General features: G+C 68.8%; 13 protein-coding genes. 3 read left to right on the top strand and 10 right to left on the bottom strand.

Annotation, left to right across the window (positions count from 1 at the left end; all coding sequences use genetic code 11):
* Positions 1–101: 101 nt before the first annotated feature.
* The 6 genes from ACQF4J_RS16755 to ACQF4J_RS16730 all read right to left on the bottom strand — a co-directional run bounded on the left by ACQF4J_RS16755 (position 102) and on the right by ACQF4J_RS16730 (position 6,393).
* A complete protein-coding gene (locus ACQF4J_RS16755) occupies positions 102–1,559 on the bottom strand; it encodes a penicillin-binding transpeptidase domain-containing protein (RefSeq protein WP_427165988.1) in 1,458 nt (485 codons plus the stop codon).
* A complete protein-coding gene (locus ACQF4J_RS16750; protein ID WP_427165986.1) occupies positions 1,556–2,917 on the bottom strand; it encodes an FtsW/RodA/SpoVE family cell cycle protein in 1,362 nt (453 codons plus the stop codon). The genes ACQF4J_RS16755 and ACQF4J_RS16750 overlap by 4 nt, the downstream gene beginning before the upstream one ends.
* Before the next feature lie 43 nt (positions 2,918–2,960).
* Complete coding sequence (locus ACQF4J_RS16745) at positions 2,961–3,593, bottom strand: SH3 domain-containing protein (protein WP_351800498.1); 633 nt, start codon at positions 3,591–3,593, stop codon at positions 2,961–2,963.
* 102 nt (positions 3,594–3,695) lie between these two features.
* Positions 3,696–4,967, bottom strand: coding sequence for an ATP-binding protein (locus ACQF4J_RS16740; protein ID WP_427165984.1), 1,272 nt, complete (start codon positions 4,965–4,967; stop codon positions 3,696–3,698).
* Positions 4,964–5,713 carry a hypothetical protein gene (locus ACQF4J_RS16735; RefSeq protein ID WP_351800495.1) on the bottom strand — a complete coding sequence of 250 codons (750 nt, stop codon included), beginning with the start codon at positions 5,711–5,713 and terminating at the stop codon, positions 4,964–4,966. Before ACQF4J_RS16735 ends, ACQF4J_RS16740 begins: the two co-directional genes overlap by 4 nt.
* Before the next feature lie 173 nt (positions 5,714–5,886).
* Positions 5,887–6,393, bottom strand: a complete 507-nt coding sequence (locus ACQF4J_RS16730; protein WP_351561241.1) for a protein-tyrosine phosphatase family protein — start codon at positions 6,391–6,393, stop codon at positions 5,887–5,889.
* 108 nt (positions 6,394–6,501) lie between these two features.
* Between ACQF4J_RS16730 and ACQF4J_RS16725 the strand changes: the two genes are divergently transcribed.
* On the top strand, positions 6,502–7,305 hold the full coding sequence (locus tag ACQF4J_RS16725) for a nuclease-related domain-containing protein (RefSeq protein ID WP_351561243.1): 804 nt from the start codon (positions 6,502–6,504) through the stop codon (positions 7,303–7,305).
* 180 nt (positions 7,306–7,485) lie between these two features.
* On the opposite strand, the gene ligD is transcribed toward ACQF4J_RS16725, so the two are convergent.
* The gene (gene ligD, locus ACQF4J_RS16720) at positions 7,486–8,367 is read right to left on the bottom strand and encodes a non-homologous end-joining DNA ligase (protein ID WP_351803585.1); all 882 of its coding nucleotides are present in this window, start codon (positions 8,365–8,367) and stop codon (positions 7,486–7,488) included.
* 53 nt (positions 8,368–8,420) lie between these two features.
* Between ligD and ACQF4J_RS16715 the strand changes: the two genes are divergently transcribed.
* Positions 8,421–9,479, top strand: coding sequence for a Ku protein (locus tag ACQF4J_RS16715; RefSeq protein ID WP_351803587.1), 1,059 nt, complete (start codon positions 8,421–8,423; stop codon positions 9,477–9,479).
* A 45-nt stretch (positions 9,480–9,524) separates the two neighbouring features.
* Here the strand turns inward: ACQF4J_RS16715 and ACQF4J_RS16710 are convergent, their stop codons facing one another.
* Together ACQF4J_RS16710 and ACQF4J_RS16705 are read right to left on the bottom strand one after the other, a co-directional pair.
* Positions 9,525–10,286, bottom strand: a complete 762-nt coding sequence (locus ACQF4J_RS16710; protein WP_427165980.1) for a class I SAM-dependent methyltransferase — start codon at positions 10,284–10,286, stop codon at positions 9,525–9,527.
* A 49-nt stretch (positions 10,287–10,335) separates the two neighbouring features.
* Positions 10,336–12,804, bottom strand: coding sequence for an esterase/lipase family protein (locus ACQF4J_RS16705; RefSeq protein WP_427165978.1), 2,469 nt, complete (start codon positions 12,802–12,804; stop codon positions 10,336–10,338).
* Positions 12,805–13,729: 925 nt separating this feature from the next.
* Between ACQF4J_RS16705 and ACQF4J_RS16700 the strand changes: the two genes are divergently transcribed.
* Positions 13,730–14,650 carry a pentapeptide repeat-containing protein gene (locus ACQF4J_RS16700; RefSeq protein WP_351561253.1) on the top strand — a complete coding sequence of 307 codons (921 nt, stop codon included), beginning with the start codon at positions 13,730–13,732 and terminating at the stop codon, positions 14,648–14,650.
* Between the two features lie 286 nt (positions 14,651–14,936).
* Here ACQF4J_RS16700 and ACQF4J_RS16695 read toward each other — a convergent pair whose 3' ends face one another.
* Positions 14,937–15,560: a hypothetical protein gene (locus ACQF4J_RS16695; protein WP_427165977.1), complete on the bottom strand. Its 624-nt coding sequence runs from the start codon at positions 15,558–15,560 to the stop codon at positions 14,937–14,939.
* Positions 15,561–15,731: the final 171 nt, after the last annotated feature.

Genomic DNA, 15,731 nt, shown 5'->3' with positions numbered 1-15,731 from the left:
GAGCTGTTTCGTCCGGTAGACCCGTCTCATCGATCGAGAACGCCCTCCCGGGAGCCGAGGGCCGTTCGGGAGTCGGGAACCGTTCGGGAGCCGAGGTCGGTTCAGGAGTCGAGGACCGCCTCCATCACCGCCCGTGCGATCGGCGCGGCCACCCCTCCGCCGGTGATCTCCCCCCGGTCCGCCGACGCGTCCTCCACCACCACGGCCACCGCCACCCGGGGTTCCGGGTCGCGGTCTCCCTGCGCCCAGGACACGAACCAGGCGTACGGCGTACCGGCGTTGCCGACGCCGTGCTGGGCCGTACCGGTCTTGCCGCCGACCGTCGCTCCGGGGATGGCCGCGTTGGTGCCGGTGCCCTTCGTGACCACGTCCTCCATCAGCTCCCTCATCCGCTCCGCCGTCGTACGGCGCATCACCTGGCGCCCCGGGCGCGGCCCCGGCGCGGACAGCGTGCTGCCGCCGTCCGTCGTGGTCCGCTCCACCAGGTACGGCTGCCGCAGCTCCCCGTCGTTCGCCACGGCGGCCGCGACCATCGCCATCTGCAGTGGCGTGGCCCGGGTGTTGTACTGACCGATCGAGGACAGCGCCAGCTGCGCCTTGTCGACCGTCGTGTCGAACGTGCTCGGCACCACCGAGAACGGCACGCGCACACCCGGGTCGTTGAAGCCGAAAGCCTGCGCCGTGGCCGCCATGTCGGCCACCCCGACATCCACCCCGAGCTTGGCGAACACCGTGTTGCACGACCACTCGAACGCGTCCCGCAGCGGTGCGTCCTCACAGCCGTCGCCCTCGTTCGCCAGCAGCGTCCGCGTACCCGGCAGCCGGTACGGGTCGGGCGAGTCCGTCGGCCGGTCGACGTCCGTGACGACCCCCGCGTCCAGCGCCGCCGCCGCGGTGACCACCTTGAACGTCGAGCCCGGCGGATACGTCTGCCGCACCGCCCGGTTCAGCATCGGCTTGTCCGGATCGGCGTTCAGCCGCGCCCAGGCCCGTTCGGTGGCCGCGGAGTTCCCCGACAGCACGCCCGGGTCGTACGACGGCGACGACACCAGTGCCAGCACCTTCCCGGTGGCCGGCTCCACGGCCGCGACCGCGCCCTTGCGCCCGTTCAGGCCCTCGTAGGCCGCCTCCTGCGCCGCCTTGTCGAGTGTCGTGACGACGTGCCCGCCCAGGGTGTGGGCCCGCGTGAGGTCGTTCCACAGCGGGAGCGGCGTGAGGACCGGGTCGGCGCCGGAGAGGATCGCGTCGTGCGTGTGCTCCAGCAGTGTGGTGCCGTAGATCTGCGAGGCGAAGCCGGTGACGGGCGCGTACAACGGCCCGTCCGCGTACGTCCGTTCGTAGCGGAGCTGCTCGCGGGAGTCCCGGGAGCCGGTGACGGACTGTCCGCCGACCAGGATGTCGCCGCGCGGCCGGTCGTAACGGGCGATCGTGGGACGGCGGTTGGCCGGATTGTGGTCGTAGGGGCCGGCCAGGACGATCTGGATGCGGGCGGCGTTCACGAGGAGCGCGACCAGGAGGAGGGCGCAGAAGACGGCCGCGTGCCGGATGTACCGGGTCACGGGGCGCTCGCACCGTCGTACTGCCTGCGGGCGCGATCGCTGATCCGGATCAGCAGGGCGACGATGGCCCAGTTGGTGACGACCGAGGAGCCGCCCTGCGCCAGGAAGGGCATCGCCATGCCGGTGAGCGGGATGAGGCCGGTGACCCCGCCCGCGATCACGAAGACCTGCAGCGCGACGATCGACGCCAGACCGACCGCGAGGAGGCGGCCGAAGGGGTCGCGCAGGGCGAGGCCGGCCCGGTAGCCGCGCTCCACCAGCAGACCGTAGAGCAGGAAGATCGCGCACAGGCCCGCCAGGCCCAGCTCCTCGCCCGCCGTGGCCAGGATGAAGTCCGACTTGGCCGCGAAGCCGATGAGGACCGAGTGACCGAGGCCCAGGCCCGTGCCCAGGACACCGCCCGCCGCGAAGGCGAACAGCGACTGGGCCAGCTGGTTCGGTCCCAGACCCGCCTCGATCGACCCGAGCGGGTGCAGCCAGTCCTCCACCCGGCCGTGCACGTGCGGTTCCAGCCAGCCGACGGCCACGGCCCCCAGGGACGCCAGCAGCAGGCCGACGGCGATCCAGCCGGTGCGGCCGGTGGCGACGTACAGCAGCACGACGAACAGGCCGAAGAAGAGCAGGGAGGTGCCCAGATCGCGCTCCAGGACCAGGACCCCGACGCTCAGCAGCCAGATGGCGAGGATCGGGCCGAGGGCCCGCCCGGTGGGCAGCTGCACGAACCACACCCGTCGGCCCGTGTACGCCAGCGCACTGCGGCTCGCGGCCAGGTACGCGGCGAAGAAGACCGCCAGCAGCACCTTCGCGAACTCGCCGGGCTGGATGGAGAATCCGGCGATCCGGATCCAGATCCGGGCGCCGTTGACGGCCGGGAAGAGGATCGGCAGCAGCAGCAGGACGAGGGCGGCGGCGACGCACACGTAGGAGTAGCGCTGCAGCCACCGGTGGTCGCGCAGCATCAGGACGACCAGGATGAACAGGGCCACCCCCAGCGTGGACCACACCAGTTGGGTGGGCGCCGCCCGGTCGCCGGGCGTCTCCAGGTCGAGGCGGTAGATCAGCACCAGGCCGAGGCCGTTGAGCAGCACGCCGATCGGCAGCAGCAGCGGATCGGCGTACGGGGCCCGCAGCCGCACCGCGGAATGGGCGAGCAGTGCGAGCACGCCGAGCCCGGCGCCGTAACCGGCGGCACCGGACGGGACGGTGCCGTTCCTGGCGAGGCCGACGTCGCAGTAGCCGTACACGCAGAGCAGGACGGCGAGGACGATCAGGGCCAGCTCGATGCCGCGGCGCCGGGGGAGGCGGACGGCGGGAGCGGGGGCGTCCGCCTCGGCCACGGCGGTTCCGGCGTTGGTCATGTCCGGAACTTACCCAAATAGTGGGTCTTGTGACCTGAGAGCCTCAGCACCAGCGTGGCGTGGGCCCGATGGTGTCGATGTAACGGGCCGCCCCCCAGGCCCAGGTGCCGTCCGTGAGGAGGTACCAGAGGTTGTTGCCCTGGACGTTCTGGCCGGTGGTCTTGCAGAAGATCGAGACGCGCTCGCCCCGGTGGGCCACTCGGATCACCTGGCTGCCGCGGTTGGGCGCGCTGCGCAGGAACAGTTCGCTCGCGGTGACGACGCCCCGGTACAGCCGCGGGTCGTTCTGGTTGTGGTGGCCCCCGCTGCCGTTCCAGCTGCCACTGCCGCCGGCGTTCTGGTCGCCGCCTCCGTTCCCGTTCCAGCCGTCGCTGCTCCCGGCGTTCTGGTCGCCGCCTCCGTTCCCGTTCCCGTTCCAGCCGTCGCTGCCGCCGGCGTTCTGGCCGCCGCCTCCGTTCCCGTTCCCGTTCCCGTTCCAGCCGTCGCTGCTCCCGGCGTTCTGGTCACCTCCTCCGTTCCCGTTCCAGCTGTTGTCACGGCCGGCCGTCTGGTCGCCGCCTCCGTTGCCCTGGTCGTCGGCGAGTGCGGGGGTGGCGACGACGGAGGCGAGGAGGGCGCCGGCGGCGGTGGCTATGGCGAGGCGGGTGAGGGTGCCGCGGGGGGAGCGCAGGGACATGGGGTACCTCCACGAAAGGGATGAACCTGACTATCCGCCACGTTAGGAGGAGCGCCCGGCGACCGCCCGCCACGCTGGGCCATCGGGGAGCAGGACTGTCCGTCAGGTCGAGCCGTCGACGGCGGCCGGGTCGTGTTGAGGGAGCGTCAGGACCGCCACCGCTCCGCCGTCCGGCGCGTTGGCGAACTCCAGCCGGGCCCCGAGCACCTCCGCCTGCCCGACCGCGATGGTCAGCCCCAGCCCGTGCCCCGTGGCCCCGCCCTCCGTCCGAAACCGCTGCGGACCGTGCTCCAGGAGATACTCCGGGAACCCCTCCCCGTGGTCCCGGACGGCCACCACGGGCCCGTCCACCGTCACCGACACCGGCCCCCGCCCGTGCTTGTGCGCGTTGGCGACCAGGTTGCCCAGCACCCGCTCCAGCCGCCGCCGGTCGGTCTCCACCCGCACGTCGCGTACGACGACGACCTCCGTGTCCGTACCCGACGCCCGCACCACCCGGACCGCCAGCGCACCCAGCTCCTCGGTGTCCACGTCGAGCTTCTCCCGGCCGGCGTCCAGCCGGGAGATCTCCAGCAGGTCCTCGGTCAGCGTCCGCAGCGCCGCCACCCGGTCCCGCACCAGTTCCGTGGGCCGCCCCGGCGGCAGCAGTTCGGCCGCCGCGTGCAGCCCGGTCAGCGGAGTGCGCAGCTCGTGCGCCACGTCCGCGGTGAACCGCTGCTCGCTCAGCAGCTTCCCCTGCAGCGACGCCGCCATGGAGTCCAGCGCGGCGGCCACCGCGCCCACCTCGTCCTGCGGCCGCGTCGGATCCTTGGTCCGCGGATCGCCGACCCGCGCGTCCAGGTCACCGGCGCTGATCCGGCGCGCCACGGTCGCCGTCGCGTGCAGCCGCCGCGTCACCCGCGTCACCGCGAACGCCCCCACGAGCAGCGTCGCCCCGATCGCCAGCCCCGAGGACCACAGGATGGCCCCGTCGAGCCCCGCGATGGTGCGGGACTGCTGCGAGTAGTCGACCTCGACGGCCAGCGCCCGGTTCCGGTCGGCGGGACCGGCCGCCCACATCGTCGGATGCCCGTGGTGCCGGGAGACCATCGTGCCGCGCTCGCCGTCCGCCGCCAGCTCGCGCAGCGCCGGCGGCAGCCCCGGCGGGTCGACCCCCGCGCCCGGCAGCAGCGTGTCCCCGGCCTGGTACGCCCGCGTCGCGTCCGTCAGCCGCGACAGCGCCAGGTCGCGGGCCTGGCCGACGGTCTGGTTCGTCACCGAGACGTGCACGAGGACGCCCAGCAGCGCCGCCAGCGCACAGGACATGACCGCGATGAACACCGCGGCCTTCACGGCGAGCGTGCCGGCCCACTGGGGCAGCGCGAGCCCGCTCACGGGGTCGCCGAGGGGGACGGGGACGAAGGGGAGGGGGACGAAGGAGAGGGGTGTCCGGCGTGTCGCCGGCCGCCCTCTCTCCTGCCGAAGTGCAGCATCTCGTCCTGGGTGAGCAGCATCACCTTCTGCTCCGGGTCCCAGGTCCACTGGAAGCGGTACTCGTAGTCCGCGAGGTCGGACGGAGCGTGGATGATCACCGACCGCCCGGCCAGCTCGACCCCGCTGACGGCGTCGTTGTTCGACATCACCTGCACCACCCGGCCGGCCTCGACGGTGTACACCCGCACCGCCGTCTGGTTGCCGGGCAGCAGCCGGAAGCCCAGCGCCAGGTCGGGCTTCCCGTCCCCTGTCATGTCCCGGTAGTACGCCTTGAGCAGCGGACACCTGCCGTCGGCGGGCTGCTCGCCGCAGTACGCCATCCGGCGGGCCGTCACGCGGTACGGCGCCTTCGACCCGGCGTAGTCGTCCGGGTGCTGGGCGATCTCCCGCCGCACGAGATCCACCGGCGGCACCTTGCGGATGTCGTCGCCGGGCGCGGTGATGTGCATGGCCTCGGCCTCGCCGTTGTCGTAGTCCCAGGCCGGACTGGACGCGGGGGCGAGGTCCGGCCACAGCTTCGCCGGGCTGGTCGCGGTCGGCGTCGCACCGGCCCTCTCCAGCCCGCCCGCGTCACCGCAGCCGGCCGCGGTCGCCGCCAGCAGCGTGACGGCGACCGCGGCGAGGACGGTGCGGAGGGGGCGGGGCACGGGACTCCTGTTGCTGTTCCTGTTGCTGTTCCTGGTCTTGCTGCTGATGCTGTGGCCGATCCTGCTGATGCTGCTGTTGCTGCGGCCTGATCCTGATCCTGCGGCCTGATCCTTTGGCTGAGAACGATCGGTGGCCCAGTACACCCTATGGCGCCGAAGAAACGATTACCTCGTTACTCGGCCAGCTCCTCCAGCAGCCGGGCCGTCGGCAGCCCGGCCCGCAGATAGTCGACGAACAGGTCGTTGTGCAGCGCCCAGGGCGAGCGCCGGGCCCGGATCAGCCGGATCGCCTCCTCCGCCGGGTGCCCGCGCCGCACCAGGGCGTGCGCGACCACCAGACCCGAGCGGTTGTACCCGTGGTAACAGCGGACGAGGACCTTGCGGCCCTCGTCCAGTGCCTCGCTCGCGGCCCGCGCCAGGCGGATGACCCCCGCGAGCTGGGTCCCGTCCAGCGGCCCGTCAGGGATGGGCCACACATGATGTTCGACGCCCGGATCGGGACCGTATCCGGGCAGTCTCAGCAGGGTCTGCACGAGATCGAACTCATCCCGTACGACGACCGTCTCCACTTGTCCGGTCCGGCCCCGGAACTCGTGCCCGCCCATCCACAGACCAGGCACGATCTCGTTCCAGGGGCCGTCCGGAGCCGGTACGTCGGGTTGTTTTCTGCGGGTACGCAATCACGCCTCCCCAACTCCCCTCCAACGGGGCCCAACTGCTCTCAAAGGTAGCCGGGTTCTTGCCGATGGAGCACCCCGCCTGTTCCCATGGTCGAGGGGTGATGGTGCATGAACGGACTGCGCGTCATACCGACCTGGCGGCATGGTCAGGAACGGCTCTACGTGAGCCGTACGGACGGCCGGAACATCGCCTGGTACGACCGGGAGGCGGCCAGGATCAACCTGCTCAGCGAGGAGGAGGCGGACGAGGTACTGGAAGTGCTGGGCCCCTTCCTCACCGGCCCGGTGACGGTCGGCCCGCCACCGGTGCCCACGCCGGCCGAACTGGCCAGGCTCTCCCTCCACCCGGACGACGACCTGGCGCCCAACCGGCCCGGCGAGGCCCTGATCGTCTCCCTGGACCGCGACCCCGGCCCGCCCCACCGCCTGCGCCCGGACCCGCGGCGCCGGGCCCTGGCCGCGGAACAGACGGTCGGCGACACTCTGGACCGTCTCGACGGCGCGGGCTGGCACGCCCTGCACTCCGTCCCGCTCCCGGGCGGCGACCGCATCCACCACCTGGCGATCGGCCCCGGCGGCCTCTTCGCGCTCCACACCCTGCCCGCCCGCAAACAGCGGGTCACGGTGGCCGACCCCATGGTCACCCTGGGCCGCCGCGACCCCCAGCCCCTGCTGCGCCGCATCCGCGGCGACGCCGACCGCGCGTCCTACGCCCTCACCGCCGAGGTCCACCCGGTCCTCGTCCTGGTCGCCCCCACGGACGTCTCCGTCCCCGTCCCACCACGCGAGGTCCGCGTCCTGCGCGACACGGAGGTCGAGGGCCTGTCCCGCACCGGCGGCGTCCTGAAGCCGGCCGACGTCGAGGCGTTGCACGCGATGGCGAGGGACCGGGGGACGTGGGGGCGGGTGTGAGGGGGCGCTCATGGAACTGAGCCGGCGTTCGCCCGATCGAGGAGCGGCGGCCCATGGAACTGCGCGGGCGTTCGCCTGATCGCGGAGCGGTGGCTCATGGAACTGCCCCGGCGTTCGCCCGATCGAGGAGCGGTGGCTGATGGAAATGCGCGGGCGTTCGCCTGATCGCGGAGCGGTGGCTCATGGAACTGCCCCGGCGTTCGCCCGATCGAGGAGCGGCGCCAGCAGGTCGCCGTAGTCCTGGACGCGAGGGGCGATGTCCGGCGCGAGGAAGGTGAGCTGCCCCGGCGCCTCGCAGTCCTCGACCTCGGTCCAGGTCACCGGCGCGGAGACGGTGGGTTCGGGGCGGGCGCGCAGGGTGTAGGGCGTGGCGGTGGTCTTCCGTGCCGCGTTCTGACTCCAGTCGACGAAGACCTTCCCCGGTCGCAGACTGCGGGTCATCCGGTGCAGGGCGAGCCGGGGCATGGCCCGCTCGGCCTCGATGGCGAGCTGCTTCGCATAGTCGCTGACCTGATCGGAGGGCGTCGGGCGCACGGCCGCCAGCAGATGCAGCCCCTTGGAGCCGGAGGTCTTGACGCAGGCGTCGATCCCGTCGGCGGCCAGCCGCTCGCGCAGCCACAGGGCGACCTCGCAGCAGTCGACCACGGTGGCGGGCGCGCCGGGATCGAGGTCGAAGACGATCCGGTCGGCGACTCCGGGGTCCTGGATCACCCACTGGTGCGTATGGAACTCGGTGACGAGATTGGCGGCCCACATCAGGGACGCCAGATCCTGCACGAGGACCATCCGAGCGGGCCCCTCGGACCGGGGCACCTCGGCGGTGGTGACCCACTCGGGCGTACCGGGCGGCACGTTCTTGGCGAAGAAGACCTGCCCGTTCGGCCCGTCGGGGTAGCGCAGGAAGGAAACCGGCCGATCCCGCAGGTGAGGGAGCAGCACCTCGGCGTTGCCCGCGTAGTAGTGCAGGACCTCGGCCTTGGTGAACCCGGTCTGCGGATACAGCACCTTCTCCAGGTTGCTGAGGGCGAGCCGTCTCCCCTCCACCTCCGTGATGGGCGTCATACGATGAGAATCTCACGCAAATAGTGACAGAACGCCACAAAGCGACCGAAAGGGTGCCGCACGTGAGATCCATATGGAACGGCGCCATCTCCTTCGGCCTGGTCAGCATCCCGATCAAGCTGGTCAACGCCACCGAGAGCCACTCGATCTCCTTCCGTCAGATCCACACCGAGGACGGCGGCCGTATCCGCTACCGCAAGTTCTGCGAGGCGGAGGACAAGGAGGTCAGCGGGGCGGAGATCGGCAAGGGCTACGAGGACGCGGACGGCTCGATCATCCCGATCACGGACGAGGACCTGGCCCATCTGCCGCTCCCCACGGCGAAGACGATCGAGATCGTGGCCTTCGTGCCGGCGGACCGGATCGACCCGATGCAGATGGACGCGGCGTACTACCTGGCGGCGGGCGGCGCCCCGGCCGCCAAGCCGTACACGCTCCTGCGTGAGGCGCTCAAGCGCAGCAACAAGGTGGCGATCGCCAAATTCGCGCTGCGCGGGAAGGAACGGCTGGGCATGCTGCGGGTGGTCGGGGACGCGATCGCGATGCACGGCCTGCTCTGGCCGGACGAGGTACGGGCCCCCGAGGGCGTCGCCCCCGACACCAACGTCACGGTGAACGACAAGGAGCTCGACCTGGCGGACGCCCTGATGGACACGCTGGGGGAGATCGACCTGACCGAGCTGCACGACGAGTACCGCGAGGCACTGGAGGAGGTCGTCGCGGCGAAGGCGGCGGGCGAGGCACCGCCGGAGACCCCGGAGCCGGCACGGGGCGGCAAGGTGCTGGACCTGATGGCGGCCCTGGAGAAGAGCGTGAAGGCGGCGAGGGAGTCGCGCGGCGAGGAGCCGGAGGAGGAAGCGGAAGTCACCCGCATCCCGGCCCGCAAGACGTCCCGCTCGACGCCGAAACAGACCGACGGCAAGAAGTCCACGTCGACGGCGAAGAAGACGACGGCATCCGCCAAGAAGCCCACGGCCTCCACCCGGAAGTCGACCTCCAAGTCGACCCGGAGCAGCACGAAGAAGACGGCATCAGCAAAGAAGACGGCGACTTCGGGGACGGCGAAGAAGACGGCGGCAAAGAAGACGACGCCACGGAAGCGGTCGGCGTGAGTGCCGGTACGGGCCAACGGCCAGAACCGGCGCTTCCAGGACCTTTCAGCCCTTGACCGCCATGCTGATCGAATAACCCTTGCGATCACGCCAGGAGAACCCTGGTTGCCGGAATGCGGAATTGACTTCATCCGCAATCGAGGCGCACACGGCGGAGAATTCGCTGCTGGCGACGGGAACGCCATAGAAAGTGAGAAGCGATACCGCGAACTCTATGAGAGGGTCGGGTTCGTCGAACACAAGGAAGCCGGAAACGCTCTTCACCTGAACGTTCCCGAATATTTCCTCGATCATGGCGGGAAGATTTCCCGAGTCGATTTCCGGTCGCGCGTCCGGAGGGGTGATGTCGATCCCGTAGGATTCCACCGTCCGTGTGATGAGTTTGCTGAGCATCGGCGCCTGCCCCGCGTCGTTCACCACGGCGACGAATCTCCCCGACCGCTTGAGAACTCGTCGGCACTCTTCGAGTGCTTCGGGAACCCGGTGTATATGGTCCAGCATGTGACGAGCGAATACGACATCGAATTCGCCTTCTTTGAACGGAAGCCGATGGACCTCGCCGCGCACAGCCGGGACACCGTGGGCGGTCACGCTGGCCACGGCCGCCTCGGAGATGTCCAGACCGAGTACTCGCCCCGTCCGGTGTGGATGCGAGAGGCGGGCGAGGAAGCTGCCCGTCCCGCAGCCGATGTCCAGAACCGAAGCACTGTGATCCACCGGCGCGAAGGAAAGTGTGGATGCCTCGATGTCATCGGGGGGATCACTGTGAAGCAGATGTACGCGCTGCCTCACGGTGAGGCGGTCCATGGTCTTGTACTCCTCGAAGTGCAACCTTCGCCCCCCAGCATCTCACTTCTCAAATATTCGCAGAGAACCTGATGATCGACTCGACCCCGTCCAGTGAACTATGCATGTTCTCAATGCCGAGCAACCTCAATCGACAGTCCTGGAGAAGCTGTTCCAGTTGGGCACTGTTCTCCATGAACAGAATTCTCTCATTGCTCTCTGAGATCAATCGATGGTCTCCGAAACGAACACACATGATTCCTTGGGAATCGGCACTGGCCAGGTAACGTCCGGCCCGTTCCAATGCGGAGTGAAGGGTGTCCGTCTGGGAAGACGAAGCGATGGTCGGCAGGTAGACCAGATCGAATTCGCCTTGCGTCGGAGAGGATCCCGAGCGGAGCCAGTCGGCGAAGTCGTATTCCACCAACCGTGGCTGTCCGTGAGGCGTCAGGCCGACAGAATTCTCTGCGTCACCCGTGATCCAGAGGATGTTCGATCCCGCATTCTCGGAAAGAATGCGGCGCACTCTTCCCGCCGTCGGCTGTTGCGGACGCCATGCGGTGGTGGTTGCCGATTCCTCCACCTTCTGATCGTCCGGCAGGTAGTAGCCGTTCTCCAGGATTCTCGACCATGCTCTTGCCCAGGCCGTGCAGTTCGAGGACTCGACTGCGGTTGCCGAGCTCCCACGATGCTCGGCGCACAGAACGGCTTGGTTCGAAATGTCGCGTTGGCTCAGAGTCGCTCTGCTTGTGCGGGAGGCCGTGAGATGCAGTGTCCTGTCCACATGAAAGGCATGTGTGACGGCTGGGTCTTGGAGAAGGCCGGCAAACTGCGCACCATGTGTGTAGCGGAGCTTCGCTTCCAGTTCGACTTCATCGGCCGACTGGAACGTGCGATCCAGAGCACGGCGCAGTATCTCGCCGGCTGAGGCCGTCTTGTCGTCCGAAGGATGAGCCGCGCAGAGATCGTCGAACACGGACAGTGCCTGGATGGTCAGGCCGATGTCAGCGTGCGGTCCGCTGGGGGTGGGGACTGCGAGGAGCCCGTCACGTGAGTCCTCTCCCCGCAGTACGGCAAGAGCGATCCTCTGGCATGTGGCGATGATCTGCTCGTATACGTACTGCTGGGCCAACCCGAGCGGTTTGCGCCCGAGCCGGAGGGAAGTCAGGTGCTTGGCGCTGAAAAGGAAACTGGACTGAGCCAGCGCCGACAGGTCACCGTATGCGCCGAAGCGGGCGTAGGTGGACTTAAGTGAGGTGTCGCCGGAAGCTGCCGCTATGCGGCGCTCCATTTCTTGGGCCATTTCATCGACGGTGGTCGACAAGGTGTTCTTCAGTTTTTCCGAGAGATGTGAGCCCAGGATTGCGTTGTCGGTTGCCAGGAGTTCGTACAGCGCCCAGGCGCCGGCCAGCATGCCGAAGGTCCCTGATGTGTCGAGTCGCCAATGGTCCAGCGAGGCCACCAGGTAATTGGCGCTGCGCACGACTTCTGGATAAGGATCTGTCTCGCCGAAGCTGCGCTGCAGTCTCAGCAGCGTGGCCAGGGTGAGTGCTGTATGACGTATGCGGACTTCTGTCGGAGCGGTGCGCGTTTGTATGGTGGCCCCGACGGCTCCACCGCTGGGGGTTCGCTTGCGCAGGAAGTTCGTGCCTGCCTGCAAGGGTTCCTGCAGCGCTGCCCGCAGGCGTCCGGAACTGGCGTCGCTCACCGATGTCAGTGCGTTCAGTGCAGAACACGTGACATCGATACCCCCGTGGATTCGCATGGGCGGTCTGTCCGGCGCCTGCCTCTCTGAAGCGGCGGCGTACCTTGTCATCCAGCGAGCAAGGGATCGGGCCCAACCTCCGCTTGGCAATTGCTCTGACAGCAGCGCAAGCAGCACTTTTTCCGCGACGGCGTCGGCGTCCGACCATGCGCCGCCCGTCGTGGGCCGTACGGGCACGGCGCCTGAAACGTCGGTCGGCTTCTCCCGGGCCTGTAAGGCTCTGGGAGGAGCCGACTCCTCGAACTGCTTGGAAAGGAAGCGTTTCACCTGGATGTAGGTGAGATCCGTTCTGTCGGAAAACTTGCAGATGGTGCGATGGTCGGCATCGACCGGAATCGCCGTCGCTCCGGGCAGGTGCGGATTTCCCGAAGACTCGCCCACGACTCGCAGACCTTTGGTGTCCTGCATCTCAAAAAAGCTGAGATGCGCCAGCCCTTCGCGCACCGTGTGGTTGCGGTACCAGTCATCCAGCTCGCGTAGGTATGCATGGTCGGTGACCAGTTCTTTCACGAGCGGCGTCGATCGCGCAGATTTCAGATAACTCAGCAGGGAGGCAAGCCCCGAGCCTGTATGGGGGGTGGAAAAGAACACGACCCCCGCGAGATTGTCACAGAATCCCGAGTACTGGTCGCCCATCGTGCTGCTGTGCCTGATGATCTGCTTGATCACCAGCCCGCCGAGGCTGTGCCCGACGAGGATGAAAGGCCGCCTGCCGATATCGTTTCCGTCCCGCAGTGCGGCCAAGAGGTTCGTGGCCCGGTCTCTTATCGGCATACTTTGTCCGTGCCATCGCGTGGCCGCTGCCGGATAATCGACGCACCATACGGCGAATCTGGAATCGTCTTCCGCCAGCCAGGTGGGCCAGGAGAGATAATTTCCCTTGGTTCCCTTACGGGACCACGTCCCGTGCCAATCGCCGCCGAGACCGTGAAGCAGCACGATATCTGCCGAAGTGGAGTGACTATCTCCGATGCGTCGTACTTCTACCAAGATCTTCTCCCGGGGAAGCCTGAATTGATCCTAGCAAGGACACAGCTTGGCCGGTGCTCTCTTGCGCCAAGAAATATGGCCGGAGTCGGGGAAAGGCTTCACGGGGGCACTGCCGAGTGAGGCCGGACGGCACCGGTCGACCGGTGCCGGGTCGGCTCCGACCTGATCACCGAGGGCTCGGCGCTCGACGGCCGTCATCCTCACCAGCGGCAACCGTGAACGGCGTCACCCAGCTCATGCCCGGCTCGATGCCATCCCACCACTCGGGGCCGACGCGACCGGCTGGGGCACACCCCATGGCACGGGGGCACACCCCATGGCAGCGGACCGAGCCGCTACCGCTGGGGTTCCGCGGCACACGTTCGCGTCGTTGCATCGCTTCCGGCGCCTGTGTCCGTGCTGTCTACGCGGTCTGACATCCGCGGAGCCTTCCTCGAACTCGTCGGCTGCCTGATCGTCCTGCGCCGGATCCGCTCCTCGGCCTGACCGACGTGGGTGAGAATTCGGCCGTTCGCCCGAAGCTGTCGTCCGCCGCGCGGCCAGAATGCCGGTCCATCCAAGGTTCCGGGGTTCCATGGCCGGTATGACAAGGCTGAGCACCTCGGCGCAGCTGCGCCGAATTTCTCACCGAGGCACACGTCACGGAAGCCGACGCCGCGCGAGACGCCCTCGCGCGGACGACCGTACGACGGGAAACCGCCTGCAATGGGTGGCACTGGCGGCGACATCGCTGCCGGGGCTCGCGGCTCTTGCCGCCTTGCTGTTCACCTGGGTCTCGGTCGAGCAGTCGGGCGAACAGCTGCGGATCGCGGAGCGTGGACAGGTCACCGGCCGTTTCAATGCGGCGATCGGCAACCTCTCCTCGTCGGCCGTGGACGTCCGCCTCGGCGGCATCTACGGCCTGGAACGCCTCATGCGGGACTCGCCGTACGACCAGCCCACCGTCGTCACTCTCCTGACGGCATACGTCCGTGAGCACACTCACGGGCAGGTGGACGGCTCAGCCGATGCCCGCCCGGCCACGGACGTGCAGGCGGCCATGACGGTACTGGCCAACCGGGATGCCACGCGTGACGGCAGCGGTGACTTCGACCTGCGCAACGTCCGCCTGCGCAACCTGGGTTACATGGGGATGTGGGACCGGGCCCGCCAACGCGTGATCGGTATCAATTTCCCGGAGGCCGACTTCAGCGACGCAGACCTGGGCAGCGCGGACTTGGAGCACGCCCATCTGGCCGGGGCGGTCCTGGTGGGCACATCTCTGCGCGAAGCAACCCTGGACGGGACCGAGTTGGCGGACGCGGTCCTGACCGACGCCGATCTGGCCCGGTCACACCTCGTGCGCGCCGACCTGAGGCGGATCCAGGCGACAGGGGCCCACTTCGACGATACGTACCTGACAAGGGCCGAGTTGGAGGGTGCCCGTCTGCAGCGGGCCAGTCTCGTCCGCGCCAGCCTGCCCGGCGCCATCCTGCGCGGCGCGGACTTGAGGGAGGCCGACCTCCGCGACGCGGACTTCACCGGAGCGGACCTGAGCGGCGCCGATTTCACGGGCGCCAAGAACCTGTCGACCGTGGAGTTCAAGGGCACGGTCCGCAAGGGCACTCGAGGGTTGGGTTCCTATGGCTGATCGCTTCCGCCGGGACGAACGCCAGGACAGGCTCACGCGCGTGCTCTCGGCAACCGAGGCGAGGAAAGCCGTCGCCAGGACAAGCGGTTTGCCGAGCTCCAACGGTTGGCCAGATCAGTCCCTGTTGATCGACACCCGCTTCAGCACCTCGCACCGAGCCGGCTCCGGCCGCTGCCGGCGACCAATGCGGCGGCCGGACGGAGACGCTGATGTACGCCTCCGCCCGGCGTGTCGATGTCAGCCGTAGATGTCAGCTGCCGATCAAGCAACGGACCCGCCTCTCGCGTCAGATCCGCCCACCGGTCAGACGGGTGATCGGACCCTGCGTGCGGCGCCCCGCACGGCGACCCGCCAGGTATGACGTGGTACCCAACGCCGACAACCCCGCGCCCACACCAGCGGCGAGGAGCCTTCGCTGGGCGATCAGCGTCCACGCCGTCCTGGCGAAGGCGACGGCCTGTCCCGAGGCGGCGATGACGGCCTGCCGGCCGGCCTGGACACGCTCGGCCGCGCCGTGCACGACCGCGGTGCTCGCCCCGGCCGTACGCTCGGCCGCGCCCACGGCCGCCGACTCGACAGCATCCGATTTCTCGGCTGCCTTGTCTGCCGCCTGCGACGCAGGAGCAGTTGCCTTCGCCGTGGCCCGCCGGGCCTTGGCCGCTGCACTGCGACTGGATGCGGAAGTTCGCTTCGTTTCGCTGTTCGATTGACTCATGGACTTCGCGTTGCCGCTCGCGCGAACGGCAAACCACTCCGCCATGACGGCACACGCCGAGAGACATCTGGCACAACTGCTCTCCCAACCGGGCAACTTGGGCAAGTGCTGTCCCGTGCGCCAGGGATGAACCACTGGGAACGGCTGCCCCGCATGTGAGGCGCGGGTCCGGTCAACCACCCGCTCGATCTTCACGAGGTGGGACTCCACGACCGCCGTTGCGGTCTCGCACTCACCGGGGTCCCGTCGCCATGTGACCAAAAGGTCCGGGCGAGGAGCACGCCATGGAAGACTGCCTGACGCGGACCACACGGCTCACGCGGCCCCCGTCCGAAGCCTTGGAGAGATCCGAAGCCGCATCGTGCA

Origin of the sequence: Streptomyces sp. C1-1 (assembly GCF_050214755.1) — a bacterium.
In the GTDB taxonomy this organism is placed as follows: Bacteria; Actinomycetota; Actinomycetes; order Streptomycetales; family Streptomycetaceae; genus Streptomyces.
The sequence above is the reverse complement of the archived record's forward strand: the minus strand, read 5'-3'. Positions and strand labels throughout refer to the sequence as shown.

Excerpts from the sequence above, each read along its gene's own strand:
- ACQF4J_RS16750 (WP_427165986.1), bottom strand. The coding sequence starts at position 2,917 with ATGACCAACGCCGGAACCGCCGTGGCCGAGGCGGACGCCCCCGCTCCC.
- ACQF4J_RS16745 (WP_351800498.1), bottom strand. The coding sequence starts at position 3,593 with ATGTCCCTGCGCTCCCCCCGCGGCACCCTCACCCGCCTCGCCATAGCC.
- ACQF4J_RS16725 (WP_351561243.1), top strand. The coding sequence starts at position 6,502 with ATGAACGGACTGCGCGTCATACCGACCTGGCGGCATGGTCAGGAACGG.
- ligD (WP_351803585.1), bottom strand. The coding sequence starts at position 8,367 with ATGACGCCCATCACGGAGGTGGAGGGGAGACGGCTCGCCCTCAGCAAC.
- ACQF4J_RS16710 (WP_427165980.1), bottom strand. The coding sequence starts at position 10,286 with ATGGACCGCCTCACCGTGAGGCAGCGCGTACATCTGCTTCACAGTGAT.
- ACQF4J_RS16705 (WP_427165978.1), bottom strand. The coding sequence starts at position 12,804 with ATGCCGATAAGAGACCGGGCCACGAACCTCTTGGCCGCACTGCGGGAC.